Annotated in this window: 20 protein-coding genes and 1 tRNA gene; 8 read left to right on the forward strand and 13 right to left on the reverse strand. The window is 66.3% G+C overall.

Annotated elements, in window-relative coordinates; translation table 11 throughout:
* Positions 1-44 precede the first annotated feature (44 nt).
* From OOZ63_RS08640 to OOZ63_RS08660, 5 genes are all read right to left on the reverse strand, one after another.
* On the reverse strand, positions 45-974 hold the full coding sequence (locus OOZ63_RS08640) for a 2-hydroxyacid dehydrogenase (protein WP_266005024.1): 930 nt from the start codon (positions 972-974) through the stop codon (positions 45-47).
* Positions 974-1,747, reverse strand: a complete 774-nt coding sequence (locus OOZ63_RS08645; RefSeq protein ID WP_266005025.1) for a class II aldolase/adducin family protein — start codon at positions 1,745-1,747, stop codon at positions 974-976. The genes OOZ63_RS08640 and OOZ63_RS08645 overlap by 1 nt, the downstream gene beginning before the upstream one ends.
* Before the next feature lie 125 nt (positions 1,748-1,872).
* The gene (locus OOZ63_RS08650) at positions 1,873-2,160 is read right to left on the reverse strand and encodes a helix-turn-helix domain-containing protein (RefSeq protein WP_266005026.1); all 288 of its coding nucleotides are present in this window, start codon (positions 2,158-2,160) and stop codon (positions 1,873-1,875) included.
* A gap of 61 nt (positions 2,161-2,221) precedes the next feature.
* Positions 2,222-2,386: a hypothetical protein gene (locus tag OOZ63_RS08655; protein ID WP_266005027.1), complete on the reverse strand. Its 165-nt coding sequence runs from the start codon at positions 2,384-2,386 to the stop codon at positions 2,222-2,224.
* A gap of 6 nt (positions 2,387-2,392) precedes the next feature.
* Positions 2,393-2,917, reverse strand: coding sequence for a hypothetical protein (locus OOZ63_RS08660; RefSeq protein ID WP_266005028.1), 525 nt, complete (start codon positions 2,915-2,917; stop codon positions 2,393-2,395).
* A gap of 152 nt (positions 2,918-3,069) precedes the next feature.
* On the opposite strand from OOZ63_RS08660, the gene OOZ63_RS08665 reads away from it, so the two are divergent.
* Complete coding sequence (locus OOZ63_RS08665; RefSeq protein WP_266005029.1) at positions 3,070-3,267, forward strand: hypothetical protein; 198 nt, start codon at positions 3,070-3,072, stop codon at positions 3,265-3,267.
* Positions 3,268-3,368: 101 nt separating this feature from the next.
* Positions 3,369-4,406 (forward strand): tetratricopeptide repeat protein, encoded by a 1,038-nt coding sequence (locus OOZ63_RS08670; RefSeq protein WP_266005030.1) that lies wholly within the window; start codon positions 3,369-3,371, stop codon positions 4,404-4,406.
* A 27-nt stretch (positions 4,407-4,433) separates the two neighbouring features.
* Here the strand turns inward: OOZ63_RS08670 and OOZ63_RS08675 are convergent, their stop codons facing one another.
* From OOZ63_RS08675 to OOZ63_RS08690, 4 genes are read right to left on the reverse strand one after another with little or no spacing between them, the layout of a single operon-like run.
* Positions 4,434-5,396: a tripartite tricarboxylate transporter substrate binding protein gene (locus OOZ63_RS08675; protein WP_266005031.1), complete on the reverse strand. Its 963-nt coding sequence runs from the start codon at positions 5,394-5,396 to the stop codon at positions 4,434-4,436.
* Positions 5,393-6,907 (reverse strand): class I adenylate-forming enzyme family protein, encoded by a 1,515-nt coding sequence (locus OOZ63_RS08680; RefSeq protein WP_266005032.1) that lies wholly within the window; start codon positions 6,905-6,907, stop codon positions 5,393-5,395. Before OOZ63_RS08680 ends, OOZ63_RS08675 begins: the two co-directional genes overlap by 4 nt.
* A 15-nt stretch (positions 6,908-6,922) precedes the next feature.
* The gene (locus OOZ63_RS08685) at positions 6,923-7,906 is read right to left on the reverse strand and encodes a tripartite tricarboxylate transporter substrate binding protein (protein ID WP_416234708.1); all 984 of its coding nucleotides are present in this window, start codon (positions 7,904-7,906) and stop codon (positions 6,923-6,925) included.
* 38 nt (positions 7,907-7,944) lie between these two features.
* Positions 7,945-9,633, reverse strand: a complete 1,689-nt coding sequence (locus OOZ63_RS08690) for a long-chain fatty acid--CoA ligase (RefSeq protein ID WP_266005033.1) — start codon at positions 9,631-9,633, stop codon at positions 7,945-7,947.
* A 289-nt stretch (positions 9,634-9,922) separates the two neighbouring features.
* Here OOZ63_RS08690 and OOZ63_RS08695 point away from each other — a divergent pair, with 289 nt between their 5' ends.
* From OOZ63_RS08695 to OOZ63_RS08720, 6 genes are all read left to right on the forward strand, one after another.
* Positions 9,923-10,756, forward strand: coding sequence for an IclR family transcriptional regulator (locus OOZ63_RS08695; protein WP_266005034.1), 834 nt, complete (start codon positions 9,923-9,925; stop codon positions 10,754-10,756).
* The gene (locus OOZ63_RS08700) at positions 10,756-11,661 is read left to right on the forward strand and encodes a DMT family transporter (protein ID WP_266005035.1); all 906 of its coding nucleotides are present in this window, start codon (positions 10,756-10,758) and stop codon (positions 11,659-11,661) included. Before OOZ63_RS08695 ends, OOZ63_RS08700 begins: the two co-directional genes overlap by 1 nt.
* Positions 11,662-11,770: 109 nt before the next feature.
* On the forward strand, positions 11,771-12,616 hold the full coding sequence (locus tag OOZ63_RS08705) for a PIG-L deacetylase family protein (RefSeq protein ID WP_266005036.1): 846 nt from the start codon (positions 11,771-11,773) through the stop codon (positions 12,614-12,616).
* 14 nt (positions 12,617-12,630) lie between these two features.
* A complete protein-coding gene (locus tag OOZ63_RS08710; protein WP_266005037.1) occupies positions 12,631-13,611 on the forward strand; it encodes a succinylglutamate desuccinylase/aspartoacylase family protein in 981 nt (326 codons plus the stop codon).
* 10 nt (positions 13,612-13,621) lie between these two features.
* Entirely contained in the window at positions 13,622-14,272 is a 651-nt protein-coding gene (locus OOZ63_RS08715) for a DsbA family oxidoreductase (RefSeq protein ID WP_266005038.1), read from the forward strand.
* An 81-nt stretch (positions 14,273-14,353) separates the two neighbouring features.
* Entirely contained in the window at positions 14,354-15,337 is a 984-nt protein-coding gene (locus tag OOZ63_RS08720; protein ID WP_266005039.1) for a recombination-associated protein RdgC, read from the forward strand.
* 22 nt (positions 15,338-15,359) lie between these two features.
* Here OOZ63_RS08720 and OOZ63_RS08725 read toward each other — a convergent pair whose 3' ends face one another.
* The 4 genes from OOZ63_RS08725 to OOZ63_RS08740 all read right to left on the reverse strand — a co-directional run bounded on the left by OOZ63_RS08725 (position 15,360) and on the right by OOZ63_RS08740 (position 19,556).
* Positions 15,360-16,127: a substrate-binding periplasmic protein gene (locus OOZ63_RS08725; protein ID WP_266005040.1), complete on the reverse strand. Its 768-nt coding sequence runs from the start codon at positions 16,125-16,127 to the stop codon at positions 15,360-15,362.
* Between the two features lie 25 nt (positions 16,128-16,152).
* Positions 16,153-17,388: a DEAD/DEAH box helicase gene (locus OOZ63_RS08730; protein WP_266005041.1), complete on the reverse strand. Its 1,236-nt coding sequence runs from the start codon at positions 17,386-17,388 to the stop codon at positions 16,153-16,155.
* Between the two features lie 611 nt (positions 17,389-17,999).
* Positions 18,000-18,884, reverse strand: a complete 885-nt coding sequence (locus OOZ63_RS08735) for a hypothetical protein (RefSeq protein WP_266005042.1) — start codon at positions 18,882-18,884, stop codon at positions 18,000-18,002.
* Between the two features lie 595 nt (positions 18,885-19,479).
* A tRNA-Pro gene (locus OOZ63_RS08740) sits at positions 19,480-19,556 on the reverse strand.
* Positions 19,557-19,564 lie beyond the last annotated feature (8 nt).

Raw genomic sequence — 19,564 nt, forward strand, 5'->3', positions numbered from 1 at the left:
AACCACTCCCATTGGAGCTAGGGGATTGACCGATGGGCATGGCCTCAGTAGCCAGCCTCCCGGTCCACTGCCCACTCGGGCGGCCGCCCTGCACGCACCGCTCGCAGCGCCTCAAGGCACTGCTCAGCCACCACGGCCTCACGCGCCTCGCCGGCGATATGCGGCGTGGCCAGCACCTTGGGGTGGCGCCAGAGCCAGGACTCAGCCGGCAGTGGCTCGCGCTCGAACACATCGAGCGCGGCGCCAGCCAGATGCCCTTCGTCCAGCAAGTCCTGCAGATCGTCCTCGACCAGATGGCCGCCTCGGCCGACATTGATCAGTACCGCGCCTCGCGGCAGTTGGGCCAGGCGCTCGCGGTTCAGCAGGCCCTGAGTCGCCTCGGTCAGAGGCAAGGTGCAGACCAGCAGATCGCTGCAGGCAAGCAGTTGCGCCAGCGCGGCGGCACCGGCCAGGCTGTGCAGGCCAGCGAACTGCTTGGCGTGGCGGCCCCACAGCGTCACCGAGTAGCCCAACGGCACAAAGGCGGCCGCCACCGCTTGGGCCACCGCCCCCTGGCCCAGGATGCCTACCCGGCAGCGCTCGGGGGGACGCACTGGGTGGCGGCGCCACTCGGCACGTGCCTGCTGGGCCGCATACAGCGGCAGATCACGGCTGAAATGAAGCGCGCAGGCGATTACATACTGGGCCATGGTGCGGGCCTGCATCGGGTCGACCACGCGACTCACTGGCAGCCCCGGCGGCAGGTCCGGCACGCTCAGCAGCTTCTCGACGCCCGCGCCGGTTGAGCACAGCAGCCGCAGATTCGGATAGGCGCTGAGCTGGCCGGGCTTGAGCCGCCAGGCCAGGATGGCTTCGACCGCCTCGGGCGGCGGCGCATCGGCATCGGTCCAAACCTGCACCTCGGGGGCGGCCGCTCGCAGCGCCGCGACGAATGGCGCCGCCGGCAGCGGCGCGCTGAGGACCAGGATTGCCATCAGCTGTCGTAACCCGGCAGAGAACGATCGAGCCGACGCAAGAGGCCCGGCCATACCAGGTTGGCGCCCAGGCCCTTGCTGCCCTCGCGCGCCTGCTCGGGCATGGTGGCGATGATGGTCTGCGGCACCCGGGTCAGCGCGCTACCACCGGCCTGCGCCAGTAGCTGGATGCGGCAGGCCGCTTCCAACGTGTACATCTGCTGAAAAGCCTCGGCGACGCTGCGACCGCAGGTCAGCAGCCCATGGTTGCGCAGGATCATGAAGCGCGCCGTGCCCAGATCGGCAGCCAGGCGTGGCCGCTCGGCATCGCGCAGCGCGACGCCCTCGTAGTCATGATAGGCCAGGCTGCCCAGCACAAAACCCGATTGCTGAGACAAGGGCAGTAGCCCTTCGGCCTGGGCCGAAACCGCGATGCCATGCGGGGTGTGCGTGTGCATCACGCAGCCCATATCGGGCCGCGCCTCGTGCACGGTGCTGTGGATGATGAAGCCGGCCGGGTTGATCGCAAACGGCGTGTCCTGCAGCGCCCGGCCGTGGTGATCCACCTTGACCAGGCTGGAAGCCGTGATCTCCTCGAAGAACAGACCGTAGGGATTGATCAGGAACTGATCGCCCTCACCCGGCACCCGCGCCGAGATGTGGGTGAACACCAGGTCGTCCCAGCCGAACATCGCCACCAGACGGTAGGCCGCAGCCAGATCGACACGCTGCTGCCACTCCTGGGGCGAGACCTGAGCCTGCAAGCTGGGTATGGGGGGCAATTGCTTGATCATCATCAAATCCTCGGGCCGGTTGCCACCCTGCATTGTCGCCGCCATGCCGCGCCCACACTCTGTCACACCGGGGACAGCGCCATACCGTCGTCGGCGACCTGCGTGCAAGTCGCAGCCCCTGTGGCCTACCCGACCTGCATCAACGCCTCACGCAGACCGCCGAAGCGTCGGCGGTACTGCGGCGCCGACAGCTGCACCTTGCGTAGGAACAAGCGTCCGAAAAAAGCCGCATCCTCGTAGCCCACCTGCTCGGCAATGGCTTCGATCGGCAAGGTCGTCGTCTCAAGCAAGTGTTTGGCCTCCTCGAGGCTCAGGGTGTGAACATACTCCAGCGGCGTCATGCCCGTGACCAGCCTGAAGCGGCGTTGGAAGCTGCGCTCAGGTAGCTTGATCAGAGCGATCAGCGAGGACACCGGCGCGGCGCTGGCGTAGTTGTCGCCGATCCAGGTCTAGCAGCGGCCGATCACAGCATCATCAAGACTCGCGCGTGCGAGCCACGCGTGCAAACGGCTGCTGCCCCACCTGGTGCCAATCGATCAGCCAGACCCAGGCCACGTGGGTGGCGGCCTCGATGCTGACCAGTCGCGCGATCAGGTACAGCGCCAGGTCCATCCACCAGGTGCCGCCGCCGGCCATCACCAGCCGTTACCCTTCGCCGGACACCACCAGCGAGCGCTGCGGCCGCACGCGCACACGCGGGTGAAGCTGCTGCATCGCGTCGCAAAAGGCCCATTGCGTGGTCGCATCCTCGTTGTCCAGCAGGACCGCGGCAGCGGGCAGAATCGCACCGGTACAAGCCGCCGTGACCAGCGTGCCCGCAGCATGGCAGCGCTGCAGCCACTCGAGTTCGTCGGCAAATGTTGCCGTGATCGGTTCATCGGGCGCGAACCGCAGATCGGGCACGATGACGACGTCGGGCCGGCAGTTCGCCAAGGCGCTGCTGACCTGAACCGTCGCCCCATTGGCCACCTGCATAGGGCCTGCTTGCCGACCGACCGTGATCGGACATAAGGCCGGCAGGCCCAGCCTGCCGTCAACAACGATGGGCCAGTCACGCACGGCACTTTGAAAGAGGTCGGTCAGCCCATAGGCCACCGAGGCCGTGCTGAACGGCGTGACAAGCACGGCAATGGTCGGCAGTCCCTGGGTGGCAGCGCTTGCAGCAGGCATGACGATCAGGCGGCAGTGGAGCTGCGGCCAGTATCGCCGCAGCCCATGGCGGATTCGTCAGTTTGCTTGCCGCAATGGCTGAGAGCGCTTGCAGGCCTCGGCCCTAGGCTGCAAGCACTCTCAACTGACGCCTCTGATGGCAAGAAATCTCCATGAAACTGCAAGACCGACACGGCCCGGCGCTGTCAAGCTCCAACACCGCCTCGGTGGCGGCCTACAACGTCGCACTCGATCTGTCCCACAGCTGGAGGCTGGACCCGCTGGCAATGCTGGCGCCGGTGCTCGCCGAAGATCCAGACTTCATTGCCGGCCACTTGCTGCAGGCCTCGGTGATGCTCAGCGCCTTCTAGTTCTCGCTGTTCGCTGCGGCCGGCGACAGCCTGCGACTGGCGGCGACAAGCCGACACACAGCGACCGCCCGCGAGCGCTCGCTGCTGGCCGCGCTGCAAACATGGGCTGCGGCGATATCGACGCCGGCCTGAGCGCGCTGGAACATCACCTCGTCAGCCATCCGAGCGACCTGCTCGCGCTGCAGCTCGCGCATCTGGGTGATCTGGTGCTGGGTCGCACGACGATGCTGCGCGACCGCATCGCCCGGGTGCTCGGTCACTGGAGCGAGAACGACAGCGGCTATGGCTATCTGCTGGGCATGCTGGACTTCGGGCTTGAGGAGACCTTTGCTTTCGAACAGGCAGAAGTCGCCGGTCGCCGTGCAGTCCAGCTGCAGCCCCACGATGCCTGGGCGGTGCACGCGGTAGCGCATGTCTGCGAAATGCAGGGGCGCCCTGCCAAAGGGCTGCAATGGCTCAAGGTCCCGCGCGCCGACTGGCGCTACGACAACGGCATGGCGGCGCACAAAAAATGGCATCTGGCGCTGATGCAACTGGCGCGTGGCGAACACGCCCAAGCGCTGGCCATGTACGACGAGACCGTGGCACCGGGCCCCGAGGTGCTGAGCCTGAATCTGGCAGATGCCAGCTCGCTGCTATGGCGGCTACAACTGCGGGGTGGGGAGCCGGGCGAGCGCTGGACCGCGCTCGCCCAGCGTTGGAAGGCCCAAGGGGTCTGGGGCGCCTCGGCCTTTGTGGATCCGCATGCGGCGATGGCCTTCATCAGCGCCGGTGATCGCGCCGGGCTTCAAGCGCTTCGCCAGGCGGCCGCCAGCGCGGCAGCCGGCCCGGGCGGAGAGGCGTTGTGGCGACGCTTGGCGCTGCCGGCAATCGAAGGCTTTGCGGCCGTGATCGAGGGCAAGCCGGTGCGCTGCACCGAGCTGCTGCTGCCACTGTTGCCCGCCACCCAGCCGATGGGCAGCAGCCATGCGCAGCGCCAGGTGCTGCTGCTGACGGCGCTGGACGCCGCACGCCGCAGCGGCCAGCAGGCGATGGCCGCCGCGCTGGCTGCCGAGCAGGCCGTGCACGGCAGTCGCGTGCTGCCCTCGCGACAGATCGGCACGCCGGGTGGCGCGAACCATACGCTGACACCGGCCTGATCGGCAACTGCGGCGGGCTGTCCGCCCTCAATCCACCTTGACCTTCGCGTCGCGGATCACTTTGCCCCATTTGGCAGTTTCGCTGGCGATAAAGCTGCCGAACTCGGCCGGGCTGCCCCCGACAGGCACCGTGCCCATGGCCTCCAGGCGCTGGCGCACCTCGTCAAGGCGGACGATGGCGTTGACTTCGTCCGCCACTCTCCTGACGATCGCGTCGGGGGTGCCGGCCGGTGCCAGCAGGCCGGCCCAGGTGCTGCCGGTGAAGCCGGCCACGCCCTGCTCGACGAAGGTCGGCAGCTCGGGCAGCGCGGGTAGGCGCTTGTCGCTGGCTACGCCGATCAGCCGCACCTTGCCGGCCTTGCCAGGCGCGATCAGGCCCGAGGCGGCGTCGAGAAAGAGCTGGATCTGGCCGCCCATCAGATCGGTCAGCGCAGCGGCCGCGCCGCGATAGGGGATGTGCACCATATAGCTGCCAGTCAGCGCCTTCAAGAGCTCGGTGCTCAGGTGCGCGGCCGAGCCATTGCCGCTAGAGCCAAAGCTGATCTTGCCAGGGTGCTTCTTCGCATAAGCCACGAGCTCGGAGGCGGTCTTGAAGGGTGCCTCGTTGGGAACCGCCGCGACCAGCGGCGACAGGCCGATCAGCGAGACCGGCGCGATGTCCTTGCCCGGGTCGTAGGGCAGCTTCGGATACAGCGTCGTGTTGGCCGCATAGGCGGCAATCACAACGGCCATCGTGTAGCCATCGGGCGCCGACTTGGCCAGCGCATCGACACCGATGATGCTGTTGGCACCGGGTTTGTTGTCGACCACGACTGACTGCCCCAACCGCTCCTGCAGCTTCTGCGCGACCAGGCGCGCGGTCACGTCGGTGAAGCCGCCGGGCGGGTAAGGCACGATGAGCTTGATCTGCTTGGCCGGCCAGGCCTGGGCCCAGGCCGGTGCGCTCAGCGCGGCCAGGCCAAGGGCAAACTCGCGGCGGTTCGTCTTCATGTTGTCTCCTGCTTGTTGTAGGCATCTCTGAGCTCGCGCTTGAGCACCTTGCCGATGGCGCTGCGCGGCAGCTCGGCGATCAAGCGCAGATCGGCCAGACGCTGAGTCTTGCCGACGCGGGCGTTGAGCCATTCGCGCAGCGCAGTGGCCGGCATGTCGAAACCGGCGCGACACACGACAAAAGCCACCGGGGTCTCGCCCCAGACGCTGCTGGCCACCCCCACCACCGCCGCCTCGGCGACCGCCGGGTGTTGGCGCAGCTCCGCTTCCAGATCGCTGGGGTAGATATTGAAGCCGCCCGAGATGATCATGTCCTTCTTGCGGTCGAGCAGGATCAGAAAGCCCTCGGCATCGAAGCGGGCAATGTCGCCGGTGCGGATGAAGCGCTTGCCGTCCGGCGCGAACCACTCGGCCTCACGCGTCTTCTCGGGCTGGCCGTAGTAGCCGGCCATCATCGCCGGCGAGTGACCGACCACCTCGCCGGCCTGGCCGGCTGGCAGCTCCAGCCCGGCCTCGTCGATCAGGCGGATGTCGTGCCCCTCGGAGGGCCGGCCCACGGTATGCAGCTTGTCAGGCTGCAGATGGGCTTCGAGGATGCAAGTGCCGCCGCCCTCGGTCATGCCGTAGAACTCGACCAGGCCGCCGGGCCAGCGGGCCAGCACCTCGGCCTTCAGCACGGCCGGGAACGGCGCGCTGGTGCAGAACTTGATTTGGCAGGCGCTCAGCTCGTGGTCGTCGAAGTTCGGCAAAGCCATGATGCGCTGGTACTGCACCGGCACCAGCATCGTGTGCGTGGCACGGTGGGCATGGGCCAGGGCCAGATAGGCGGCCGCATCGAACTTGGCCATCAAGAGCACGCAGCCACCATAGGCCAGGGCCGGGAAGAACACCACCAGGGTCGTGTTCGAGTACAGCGGCGTGGCCAGCAGGGTCACACTGTCGGGCCCGTAGCCATAGGCCGCACCCCGTCGCACATGCATCCAGCGCATGCCATGGGGCTGGACGATGCCTTTGGGCGCGCCGGTAGTGCCGGAAGAATAGATGAGGTTAAACGCCGAATCGGCGCCTATCTCCACGGGTTGCGGCCGCGCACCGGGCGGGGCCAGCCAGGCGTCGAAGGCGGCCTCGTCGTCCAGCGCGATGCGGCGAATCCCAGCTGATGGGGGCGCCGCCGCGTCGGCAAAGAGCAGCCGCGCCTGCGCATCGCCCAGCATGCCGCCCAGCGCCGCCGCAGTGACCGAGGGCGCCAGCGGCGCGACGACGACGCCGGCCCGCAGCGCGCCGAGAAACAGCGCCGCCAGCCGCGACGTGCTCAGGCCGCACAGCGCGATCGCCTGGCCGGGCAAGATGCCCTCGCGCTGCAACGCGCTGGCGATGCGATCCATCAGCGTGTCGAGCTCGGCATAGCTCAGCACCGTGTCGCCCTGGCGCAGCGCCGGCGCGGCCGGCCTCTGTAGCGCATGCTGATGGATCAGGTCGGTGATGCGCTGGAAGTCCTGGTCAACAGCCATCCCCACCACCTTCGTCTACTTCGCCGCCAGGCCTAGACGCTCGATCAGCGCCTTGTCCTTGGCATAGGTCTCAACCGCCCACTGGCGATACTCGGCGCCGTTGCGATACCACATGGCCTGGTTCAGCTGCTCGAGCAGCTCGATGTGCCTGGGGTCGTCCATCGCCTTCTTGTAAGCATCATGCAAGGCCTTGACGACCGCCGGATCCATGCCCTTGGGGCCAGCCAGGCCGTAGGGCGAGGTCGACACGACGTTATAGCCCAGCTCCTTGGCGGTGGGCACCTGGGGCCATCGCTTGGTGCGCTGCTCGCCAAAGGTCACCAGCAAACGCATCTGGCCGCCGTCGACGAACTTGTCCCAGCCGCTGGCATCGCTTTGCGCCATCACATGGCCACCCAGCAAGGCCTGCTGCAGATCGGCGTTGCCCTTGAAGGGGATGTGATTGAGCTGCACTTTGGCGTTGCCGGCCAACTCTTCCAGCAGCAGATGTGGGCTGCTGCCGGTGCCGGTGGAGCCGTAGTTGATCTGACCCGGTGCCTTGCGTGCGGCCTCGATATAGTCGTTGAAGCTCTTGAATGGCGAATCGCTCTTGACCGTGAAGCCGAAGGTGTAGCCGCTGATGCCGATGATGAAGGTGAAGTCGTTCAGCGGGTCCCAGGCGGTTTTTTGCATATGCGGGATGCGCAGCATGCCCAGCGGGTATTGCGAGATCGTGTAGCCGTCGGGCTTGGCGGTCTGCGCCATCGTGCCCGGGCCTAGCGTGCCGCCGCCACCGGGCTTGTTCTCGATGATGATTTGCTGGCCCAGATGCTTGGATGCGAGCTCGGACAAGGCCCGAAGATGCCGGTCTGTCGAGCCGCCGGCCGGCCAGGGCACGATCAAGGTGACCGGCTTGCTCGGGAAGGCCTGGGCCTGGGCCGCACCGAGCGGCGCCAAGGTGGCCGCAGCGGCGGCCGCCAGCATCAGGCGTCGGCCCCACATCATTGTTTTCTTGCTCATCACTTGGTCTCCTGGTTTTATTGAGAGAGAGAGGGGATTCAGGTCCGGGACTGCTGCTCCTGCAGTTCGCGCCACATCACCTTGCCACTGCCCGACTTGGGCAGCGCGGCGACGAACTCGACGATGCGCGGGCTCTTGTAAGCGGCCATGTAGCCATGGGCCCAGTCGATGATGTCCTGCTCGCTGACCCGGCCCTGCTGACCGGGTTTGAGCACCAGCAGGGCCTTGACGGTCTCGCCACGCCTGACATCGGGCACGCCAATCACGCAGGCCTCCTGCACGGCCGGGTGGTGGTACATCAGCGCCTCGACCTCGGCCGGCCAGACCTTGTAGCCCGAGGCATTGATCATGCGCTTGAGGCGATCGGTCATGAAGAAGTAGCCGTCCTCGTCAATGCGCCCCAGATCGCCGGTGCGCAAAAAGCGCTTGCCGGCGATTTCGACAAATGCCTGGTCCGTGGCGGCAGCATTGCGCCAGTAGCCCTGCATCACCTGCGGCGCTGCGATGACGATCTCGCCGCTCTCGCCCTGCGGCAGCTCGGCCAAGCTGACGGGGTCGACGATGCGCGCGTCGACATCGAAGACCGGGATGCCCAGGCACTGGGGCTTTGGCCGGTGCACCGGATTGATGTGCGTGGCGGCCATGGTCTCGGACATGCCGTAGCCCTCGACATAGTCCAGCCCCGTCAGCGCCTTCAGCTTGGTGCAGATGGCCTGCGGCATCGCCGCGCCGCCTCCGCGGATGCCGGCCAGGCTGGACAGGTCATAGTCCGCCAGCCTCGGGTTGGCCAGGAAGTCGATCAGCATCGTCGAGATGGTCTGCCAGACGGAGACCCGGTAGCGCTGCATGCACAGCGCCGCCGCATCGCGATCCCAGCGAGGCAGCACGACGATGGTGGCGCCGATATAGAGCGGCCCGTTGAGGCTGCCAGACAAGCCGGTCACATGAAAGAACGGCAGCACCGAAAGATAGACCGCGTCCTGAGTGCGAGCGAACCAGTTGATGCCGCCGACCAGGGTGCTCATCACGCTGCGGTGGGTGTGCATGCAGCCCTTGGGCTGGCCGGTCGTGCCCGAGGTGTAGGGCATCACGCAGAGATCGTCAGGCCCGGCCGTCAGCGGGCCCGGTTTGCGATCGGCCGCAAGCGTATCGCGCCAGGCCAATTGCCCCGCGCCGACCAGCGGCTGTGCCGGCGCACTGACAAAGTCCGGCAGCGTCAGATCGGTGGGTGCGCGCAGATAGTCGCTGTAGCACGCAACGATCAAATGCTGCAGCCCTCCCTCGCCCGGCACGCACTGCAGCGGCTGCAGCTGGTCCACCAGATCCTGCGCAACAAATGCCGTGCCGGCGCCGCTGTCCGCGACATAGTGGCGCAGCTCCTCACCCCGGTTCATCGGATTGACCGGCACAACCACCGCATTGGCGCGCAGGATGGCATAGAAGGCCAAGACCCATTGCGGGCTGTTCTGCATATAGAGCAGCACCCGGTCGCCAGCCTGGACACCACAGTCCTGCTGCAAATAACCGGCGATGCGCTCGGTCTCGCGCAGGAACTCGGCGAAGCTGATCGCCGTGTCGTAGAAGATGATGAAGGGCTTGTCTGGGTAGCGCGCGGCGGCCACCTCGACGTTGAAGAAGAGGTTCGTCTGCGGCAGGGTCAGGTGTTGCGGCAGGCCCGGAGGCCAATGCGCCAGATGCGGCGCCTGCGATGAAGGGACTGAATTCATGGGCCTCGGCCAGGGCGTGCATCAGGGCGACGCCGCTGGCTTTTTGTCTCCGTCCTGGCTTATAGGTCGGCGCTCGCGGCACCGCTGTCGCGCCGGCGTCATTCGTCGATTAATCGAACATTCCGCTCAACGGAATACGCCACCACTGCGAACCAGTCTACGCAGCCCTGTCGCGGCTGTAAATTGAAATTGATGCGCACTCAGGGATTGCGAGTATCGGCGGATGCGATGAAACAAGGATTGCAACGCTATATTCCGTCGAGCGGAAAATAAACGGAATGCAGCAAGCATGGGACGACAACGCAGCAGCCTCGCCGAGGGCGGGGGCACGGACACCGCCGACCCGGCCGAGGATCGGCGTTTCGTCACCGCGCTGGCCCGCGGGCTGGAGCTGCTGCGCTGCTTCAAGCCGCAGGACCGCTGGCTCGCACACCAGGAGATCGCCCGCCGCACCGGCCTGCCCCAAGCCACGGTCTCGCGCCTGAGCTTCACCCTCACCAGCCTGGGCTATCTGCGCCACCGCCCGCAGACGGGCGAGTACGCGCTGAGCCCGGCCGTGCTGTCGCTGGGATTTTCGGTACTGACGAATTTCGAGATCGGCCGCATCGCCCGCCCCCACATGGAGACCCTGGCCGAGCACACCCAGGCCGCGATCTCGCTGGGTGTGCGGCATGACTTGAGCATGGTCTATGTCGCGCATTGCCGCAGCACCGCGCGGCTGATCCTGGGCCTCGATGTCGGCACCCGGCTGCCGCTGGCCGAGACCGCGATGGGCCGTGCGATGTGGTGCTGTGCCTCGCCGGGCATGCGCGCGCTGCTGGGCCATCGCCTGCAGGCGATGGATGCCGGGCGCTGGGCCCGCCAGCAGCCGGCGCTGCAGCGGGCCGAGGCCGACTATGCCCGGCGTGGCTATGCCTGCTCGGAGTCAGAATGGGAGAGCGATATCGCAGCCATCGGTGTCGGCATCGACATCGGCGACGGCCGCGAGCCGCTGGCGCTGACGGTGGGCGGCCCGGCCACGCGGCTGTGTGGCGCGCTGCTGCACGAGGACTTCGCCGCCGCGCTCAAGCAAACCGGCCGCAACATCGTTGACGCCATCCAGGCAGCCGACTGGCGCGACTGATGGCGGGCCTCCATTCAGCTCCCACCCCTTGGCTGGCCTATGCCTGCCTGGCACTGAGCACCAGCTTGGTCGGCAGCTATGTCGGCCTTTCCAAGATACTGCTGGCCGTGTTCCCGGTGTTCCTGCTGGCCTGGCTGCGTTTTGGCAGCGCGGCCGTACTGATGGCCGGCTGGGTCCGGCGCGACGCCGACGAAGCCCGCCTCGATGCCCGTTCGCGCCGCCTGTTGTTCCTGGAGTCCTTTGTCGGCAACTTCCTGTTCTCGGTCTGCCTGCTGTTCGGACTGCAGCTGAGCACGGCCGTTGTGGCAGGGGTCATCATGGCCGGCATCCCGGCCGCAGTGGCTGTGCTGAGCCGGCTGGTGCTGGGCGAGCGCATTGCCCCGCGCGTGATGGCGGGCATCATGCTGAGCGTCAGCGGCATTGCACTGGTGGCGCTGAACCGCGAGGATCAGGGCCAGACCACGCCCTGGGGCGCGGCTCTGCTGCTGGCGGCCGTATTCTGCGAGGCCGGCTATGTCGTGATCGGCAAGCAGCTGACCGCCCATCTATCACCCAAGCGCATCAGCGCGCTGATCAATCTCTGGGGCCTGGCACTGGTGACACCGCTAGGTCTTTGGCAGGCGCTGAGCTATGACTTCACCCTGCCCAGCGGCCAGCACTGGGCGCTGCTGCTGTTCTATGCGGCGGCGGCCAGCATGGTGACCGTCTGGCTGTGGATGACCGGGCTGAAGAAGGTGCCGGCCGCGCAGGCGGGCGTTTTCATGGTCTTTCTGCCGATCGCCACCGCGCTGGTGGGCCTGATCTTTCTGGGCGAGCGCATCGGCGCCCCGCAGTTGCTGGCCTATGGCCTGGCCCTGGCCGGCGTGCTACTGGCCACCGCGCCGAGTGCCCGCCAAAAGGCATGAGACCCCCAACAAAAGCTATGGCCTCGCAGCGCCGACGCTCGCTCGCCTTGCCCTAGCATTGCCGGCACCCTCCGTCCGTTACCACTCCCCTCTCCTCTTTCCCCTACCCATGGACGACTTCGAATACTGGCAGCAGCAGGTGTCAGCTTTTGCCGCACTGTTGCAGACCCGACCGGCCGCAGCCGCCAAGCCGGCATCCGGCAAGTCGCTGCCCGGCCACTGCATGATCTTCTCGCCCCACCCCGACGACGAATGCATCGTCGGCGCGCTGCCGCTGCGGCTGCGCCAGGAGGCGCAGTGGCGCGTCACCAATGTGGCCGTGACGCTGGGCAGCAAGCCCGAGCGCCGCGAACCGCGCTGGCGCGAGCTGCAGGCCGCCTGCGACGTGCTGGGTTTCGACAATATCCGCCTGACCGAGCAGGGCCTGGCCCTGGTGCGGCCCGAGACCGAGACCGAATCACCCCAGCTCTGGCGCGCCCATCTACAGTGCGTGGCCGAGTTGCTGGCCGAGCAAAAGCCCGCTTTGGTGCTGGCCCCGCATGCGCGCGACGGCATCGCCACCCATATCGGCGTGCACAAGCTGCTGACCCAGGCGCTGCAGGCCAGCGGCATCAGCTGCGTGCTGGCCGAGACCGAGTACTGGGCGACGCTGCAATCGCCGAACTGGCTGGTCGAGACCGGCGTGGCCGACACCGCGCGCCTGGTCCAGGCCCTGGCTTGCCACCACGGAGAAGTCGCCCGCAACCCCTACCACCTGCGCCTGCCGGCCTGGCTCGCAGACAGCGTGCGCCGAGGCGGCGAGCTGCTTGCCGGTGCCGGCAGTGCCGTGCCAGGCTATGCCTTCGGCACGCTGTACAGGCTGAGCCTGTGGACCGACGGCCAGCCACAGCAAGACCTGACTCCTCGTCTGTGCCCGGCCGACCAAGCGATCGATGCACGCTGGTTGAAGCCCTGAGAAAGATCCCCGCAATGTCCGAGCATCCTACCCATCTTCGCATCCATCAGTTCGCCGGCCTGCATGCCGGCCCGCGCCTGCTGGTCAGCGCCGCCGTGCATGGCAACGAGATTTGCGGCGTGAGCGCGATCCAGCGCCTGATGGCCGAACTCGACAGCGGCGCGCTGCGTTTGCTGCGCGGCACGCTGAGCCTGATTCCCATCGTCAACCCGCTGGCCCATGCGCTGGGCCGGCGCGAGGGCGAGCGCAATTTGAACCGCAATCTGCGCCCGGCGATGATTGCGCAAGACTTCGAGGACCGTATCGCCCGCCCGCTGTGCCGCTGGCTGGCCGATCACGAGGTGCTGCTGGACCTACATTCCTTTCAGGGCCAGGGCCAGCCCTTTGCGATGCTGGGCCCGCGCAACAACAGCGGCGAGCTCGAACCCTTTGCCCATGAGCTGGCCGAGGCAAGGCTGGCCGCCTGCGTCGGCACAGGCCGCATCGTCGAGGGTTGGCTTTCAACCTATGCCTTGGGTCTGCAGCGGCGCGCGGCCAAGACCGGCGACGGCACGCGCCGCGCCACCCTGCAGCAAGACCCGCACTACGGCGTCGGCACCACCGAGTACATGCGCTCGCAGGGCGGCTACGGCATCACGCTGGAATGCGGCCAGCACGAGGACCCCGCCGCGCCGGAGTTCGCCTACCAAGCCATTCTGCGCACCATGGTGCTGCTGGGCATGGTGGAACCCGGTGCCGTCGAACCTCGCCCGGCCGAGCCGCCCGAGCTGCTGCAGCTCTATGAGGTGATCGATCGCGAACACGAGGACGACCGCTTCGAGCGCGCCTGGGTCAGCTTCGACTCGGTCAGCAAGGGCCAGACCATCGGCCTCCGCCATGACGGCACGCCGGTGCTGGCGCCCGACGACGGCCGCATCGTCTTCCCAGCGGTCAATGCCCAGCCCGGCAGCGAGTGGTTCTACCTGGCGCGAGCGAGCCAACGCCGGCTCGGCTAGAGTGCGGACCATGCGTATCGATTTTGTCTCCGACGTTTCCTGCCCCTGGTGCGTGATCGGCCTGAAGTCGCTGGAGCAGGCCCTGGCCCGGCTGCCCGAGCTGGCGGTGGACCTTCACTTCCAGCCCTTCGAGCTCAACCCGCAGATGGCCCCGGAAGGCCAGGACATTGACGAACATCTGGCACAGAAGTACGGCGCGGGCCCGGATCAGCTGGCGGCCACCCGCGAAGCGATCCGCCAACGAGGCGCGGCGCTGGGTTTCACCTTCACCGTCGGTGCCCGCAGTCGTATCTACAACACCTTTGACGCACATCGCCTGCTGCACTGGGCTGGACTGCAAGACCCGGATCGGCAGAAGGCCTTGAAGCTGGCCCTGTTCGGCGCCTACTTCACGGCAGGCAAGAACCCGGGCGACCATGAGGTGCTGCTGGACGCCGCCGCCGAGGCCGGCCTGGATAGGCAGGCGGCCGCCGCCGTGCTGGGCTCGAACGCCTACCGGCAGGAGGTGCGCGATGCCCAGAGCTTCTATCTGAGCCAGGGCATCAACTCGGTACCGGCCATCATCATCAACGAGCGTCATCTGATCCAGGGCGGTCAGCCCAGCGAAGTGTTCGAACAGGCGCTGCGCCAAATCGCAGCCGAGGCCGCCCCGCCGGCCTGAGTCACAATACAGGCCAGACCCTTCCCACCAACCGCCCCGCCCTCGGGGCGGTTTCATTTGCGCACGACGCCGAGCAACAAGATGTTCAAGAACTTGACGATTTACCGCGTGGGCCCGAGCTGGCAGCCCACCCAACAGGAGGTCGAAGAGGCCCTGGCCAAGGGCCAGTTCCTGCCCTGCGGTCCCAGCGAGCCGCTGTCGCTGGGCTGGGTGCCGCCGCGAGGCATCGAGCACGCGCCGCTGGTCGAGGTGATCGACGGCCATCTGCACCTGAAGCTGACGATCGAGTCGCGCGTGCTGCCCGGCTCGGTGGTCAAGGAACGCGTCGACGAGATCGCCGCCCAGATCGAGGAGCAGACCGGCCGCAAGCCCGGCAAGAAGGCACTGAAGGACCTTAAGGAGCAGGCCACCCACGAGCTGCTGCCACTGTGCTTCAAAAAACGCAGCAGCATCCGGGTCTGGATCGCACCCGAGCAGCGCCTCTTGATGATTGACGCGGCCAGCCCGGCGCGCTGCGAGGAGGTCGTCAGCCTGCTGATCAAGGCGCTCGACGGCCTGACCCTGCACCTGGTTCAAAGCGCTGAGACGCCGGCCGCCTGCATGGCCGCCTGGCTGATGGACGGTGTGCCGCCCGAGGGCTTCACAATAGACCGCGAGTGCGAGCTCAAGAGCGAGGACGAGATGAAGTCGGTGGTCCGCTATGCCCGCCATGCGCTGGACATCGAGGAGGTGCGCCAGCATCTGAGCAGCGGTAAGCGCCCGACGAAGCTAGCGATGAGCTACAAGGACCGCGTCTCCTTTCTGCTGACCGACACGCTGGCCATCAAGAAGATCGCCTTCCTTGACCTGGTGTTCGAGGGCCATGACAAGCCCGAGAAGGACGAGCAGTTCGACGCCGATGCGGTAATCGCCACCGGCGAGCTCGCCGAGCTGATCCCAGCCCTGATCGAAGGCCTGGGCGGCGAGCACGACTTCCTGGGATCGGCCCCGAAGTCACTCGACATCACCGAACTGGTCCCGCCGGATCAAGACCTAGCCCCGGCCGACGCACCACCCTGGGCTTGAGCCTGCGCCGAGGCTTGGCGCCTCAGCGCATCGACATGCCGTAGCGCTGGGCTAGCCGTGCGATCTCGCCGCTGGCTTGCAGGCTGTGCAAGGCGCGATCCACAGTTGCGACGGCCCAGCGCGATTTCGGCGATACCAGGCAATGCGTATCGACCACCGAGTAGGGTTTGGCACTGACGACAAAGCGCTCGCGCTCTTTCGGATGGCGCCGGAAATAGCCCTCGATCTCGGCCTCCGAGACGATCAGCACATCGGCCATGCCCCTGCTGACGAGGCGAAATAGGTTGTCGGACTGCGTATCGTTGATACGCTTGATGCGGCCCGCCTCCATCAGCGGTTGCAGACTGGGAAAGCTGTAGCCCAGCAGCACGGCCACGCGTTGGCCGTCCAGGGCCTCGGGCAGATGTCCCGGGGCCGGCCGCTCGGCCGGGCCGACCACCCGCTCGATCTGCGGCAGCACCGCCTGGGTCCATTGCGACGCCGGCGCGGGAGTCCAGACCGGACTGGAGTAGCAGACCAGGTCGGCCTGACCGCCCAGCACCGCCGGCTCGATGCGACGGCGCGGATAGACCTGCTGCACGGCCCGCGCGCCCAGCTCCGCCGCCAGCCGCTCGGTCAGATCACGAAGAAAGCCACCGCTGACCTTGCCGCCCTCCACCGTCAGCAGCGGGTAGCCCATGCCCGAGGTCTGGGCAATGCGTAGGGTCGGCAGGGTCTGCTGCGCGACGGTTCCACCTGCAAAAAGCACGAGCAGAGCGGCCAGACAGGTCTGGCGAGCGGAGGCAATCATCTTTCTTTGTCCCAACGAGTCCAGGTCAACGAGTCGGTTGTGCCGCCGCCTCGCGCAGCTTGTCCTTCTTACTCTTGCGCTTGCCCTTGATGCCGCCAACAGCCTGGGCCTCGCTGGCAACTTCGCCGGGCTCGAAACCGGCGATCTGCTCTCGCGCGACGCGCTGTCCCTGGCGCTTCTCGATCAGGCGGAAATGCGCCTCGGAATCGGCCGTAATGAAGCTCAGCGCGACGCCGCTGGCGCCGGCACGGCCGGTACGGCCGATGCGGTGGGTGTAGTCGGCAGGCGAGCGCGGCAGCTCGTAGTTAAGCACCGCCGGTAGATCGGGAATGTCCAGGCCGCGCGCCGCCACATCGGTGGCCACCAGCACCTGGATCTCATTGGCTTTTAGCGCCGCCAGCACTTGGCGCCGCGTGCCCTGGCTCAACTCGCCATGCAGGGCCGCCGCCTTGATACCGGTCTTCCAGAGCTTGTCCGAGACATGCTCGGCCGCGTACTTGGTCGCGACAAACACCAGCAGTCGCGGCCAGGCTTCGGAGGCGATCAGATGGCGCAGCAGCGGCGTGCGCGCGGCGGTATCGACCTGGATTGCGCGCTGCACGATGTCCGGTAGCTCGGCCGGCGTGGCCTCGATCGCGATGCGCTGCGGCTCGCGCAGGATGGCGTCGGCCAGAGCTTGCACGGCCGGCGCGAAAGTGGCGGAGAAAAACAGGTTCTGGCGCTGAGCCGGCAGCAGGCCCAGCACCCGCTGCAACTCCTCGGCGAACCCCAGCGCCAGCAGGCGGTCGGCCTCGTCCAGCACCAGAGTCTGGGCCGTGTCCAGCCGCAGCGCGTTGTGCTCGACCAGATCCAGCAGCCGACCCGGCGTCGCCACCATGATGTCCACGCCGCCGCGCAAACCCATCAACTGCGGATTGAGGGACACACCGCCATAGGCGATTGCGATCTTCAGCGGCTCGGGCAGCGAGCGCGCAAACTCGCGCAGCACCTCGCCGACCTGTTCGGCCAACTCGCGCGTGGGCAGCAGCAGCAGCGCTCGCAGGCGGCGCGGTCCGCCGTCACGAGAGGCCAGCACCCGCTGCAGCAGCGGCAGCGCATAGGCAGCGGTCTTGCCCGAGCCTGTCTGAGCCAGGCCCAGCACGTCACCGCCGCCCAGTACGGCGGGAATGGCGGCAGATTGAATCGGCGTCGGTGCGTGATAGCCCTGCTCGCGCACGGCGCGCAGCAAGGCGGGGGACAGGCCCAGGGTGGCAAAAGACATGAAGGCCCCGTTTGATGAGGTCGCATTATCGCGCCCACCGCCGCTAGCCAGGCTCAATGTATGCGCTGCTCAATCTCCAGACTTTGGCACTGTGACGCGGCAGTTGGTCCGGCTTCATATGGCAGCGCGCTGCCAAAAGTCCCTCTTCGATCCAGGACTGCAGCACATAGGGAACCAGGCTCTTGCGCAGAAACCCCAGGCTCAAAACCAACAGCAGGCCTATGCAGGCCTAGTAGATCAGGCACAGCCTGCGGTAGATCACCCCCTCGGGCATGCCGATCTGCAAGACCTGACCCTTGCACAGCAACCCCGAGTCCAGCAGCGGCAGCAGCCTGCCGTGGTAGCGCCCAACGTCGCCCTGCGGCCTGAGCCAAGGCCAACACTGCCCGCGCAAAGCAGCCTTACCGGCCAATAGCACACGATTTCAGCGGCCGCACGACCTCGATCCGCAGCACTTAAGCTAAGAGGAACAAGACCTTCCCTAGCGAGGAACGTTTGACCCGTTTCATCGGCGCGACCAATCTGCTTCTTGATCGGGACCTCATGCCTTCACATCGAAGCGGGCTGCCATCGGCAGACGGGAATCTTGGGATGAAAGTTGCCGAGCTCTACTAGTCTTTCTCGGGCGACTCTTTTTTCAGTTCCACGAGCAATTGCTTGACGAAGTCCTGACAGCTGTACCTTTCACGGCCGATCGGATCGGCCGAGTTGTAGTACTCCCGCTTCGTCACTGCGAACTGGCCAACGGCCTTCAACACGTCTTCCGTTGTCAGCCCTGTCGGCACGCTGACTTCCTTGACTCGGAACGCGTCCTTTGACGGCTCCTGTTTTCCCCACTGAACGCGATAGCCCTCTCTGAGGTTCAAGTCGACTTCCATCCAGCTGCTGGACGCTGTCTGAAAGACAACCCACCAGTGCTTTATGTGTCGATTGAGCTTCTTGTTGTCATCTCCGCCATATTGGGCAGGCTGCTTCTTGATCACCGCTTTGGTGATGGGGGCCTGTTCTTTTCGGTCCAAGTTCCACTGCTCGACCCCTCCCTTTCCAGGGATCGCAGTGGTGACGGCCGCACTCGAAGGTATAGGATTTGTGGTGTCGAGCATCCGCTGGATCGTTGTTCCCGGCGCCGAAGACGTCTTGCGCAGCTGCCTTGGGGAATGCTCTGCTTGAGCGCCTGGCCAGAGGGGGACAGCCCGCCATCTGTCTTGTCCATGTGTTGATGCTGATTCATCCCTACCGGCGGACTGCGCTGCACCGTCGCGCAGCCCGCTGATTCGTTCGCGCTGCAGGTTGCTGCGCGGACTTGCCTGCATTTGCCGGATGGCGCCAAGCTGCACACCCACAGCCGAGCTGTCGTTTGAAAGCGGTGCTCCGACGTGTTGTGCTGAGCCGTATTCAAGGGTTTGCGAGGCTGTGCCTGTGGCTGCGCGGTCTCGAGCTTCGGCAGCTGGCCGACGCCGAGTTTTCGCCGAAAGTCGCGCTTGCATCTCCGCCATGCCATGGTCCTCTCATGCGCTTGGTCACGCCTGACAGCCGCTGCGGCGCCGTCAATGCGTCGGGAAGACGCATCCCTTCAGGGAGCGTTCTTCATCACTTCGCAAGTCCATCGTCGATAGGTGTACTGCCGAAACAACTGGCTCGCTGACGCTCGCGCCAAAGTCCCCAAGGAAAGGCGCAGCGGTTATCGTGATCTTAGGTCGAAGGCTTTCGACTGAACATCAGCAAAATGCTGATGTTCAGTCAGCGATGGCTCGGGTTTGTTTGGACACATCTTCTACCAGACCTACCCGCAGGGGGCCTTTCACAGCGCACCGCGCCAGCCGCGGACGCGGACGCTGACGCTGACTGGCACTCGGCCAACAACCGGCCGACAAGGCCTACTTGACCTCCCGACCCAACCGATAGTTGTGCCACTGCCCCCCTCGCTCCGACAAGGCAGCAAATTCTCCAAGCTCAAACTTGCACCTCCCAAATCACCGATCACCAGCATCGTCGTCGCTTAGGTTTACCCACGCACAGCAACTTCGACGAGGCGAAAAAAAATGAGTTACGGCATCTATGCTGTAACTCATTAATTTGCTTTATAGATCTTGGTCGGGGCGGCGGGATTCGAACTCGCGACCCTCTGCTCCCAAAGCAGATGCGCTACCAGGCTGCGCTACGCCCCGACTAAGAC

This window comes from Paucibacter sp. PLA-PC-4, assembly GCF_026241155.1.
GTDB lineage: Bacteria > Pseudomonadota > Gammaproteobacteria > Burkholderiales > Burkholderiaceae_C > Roseateles_E.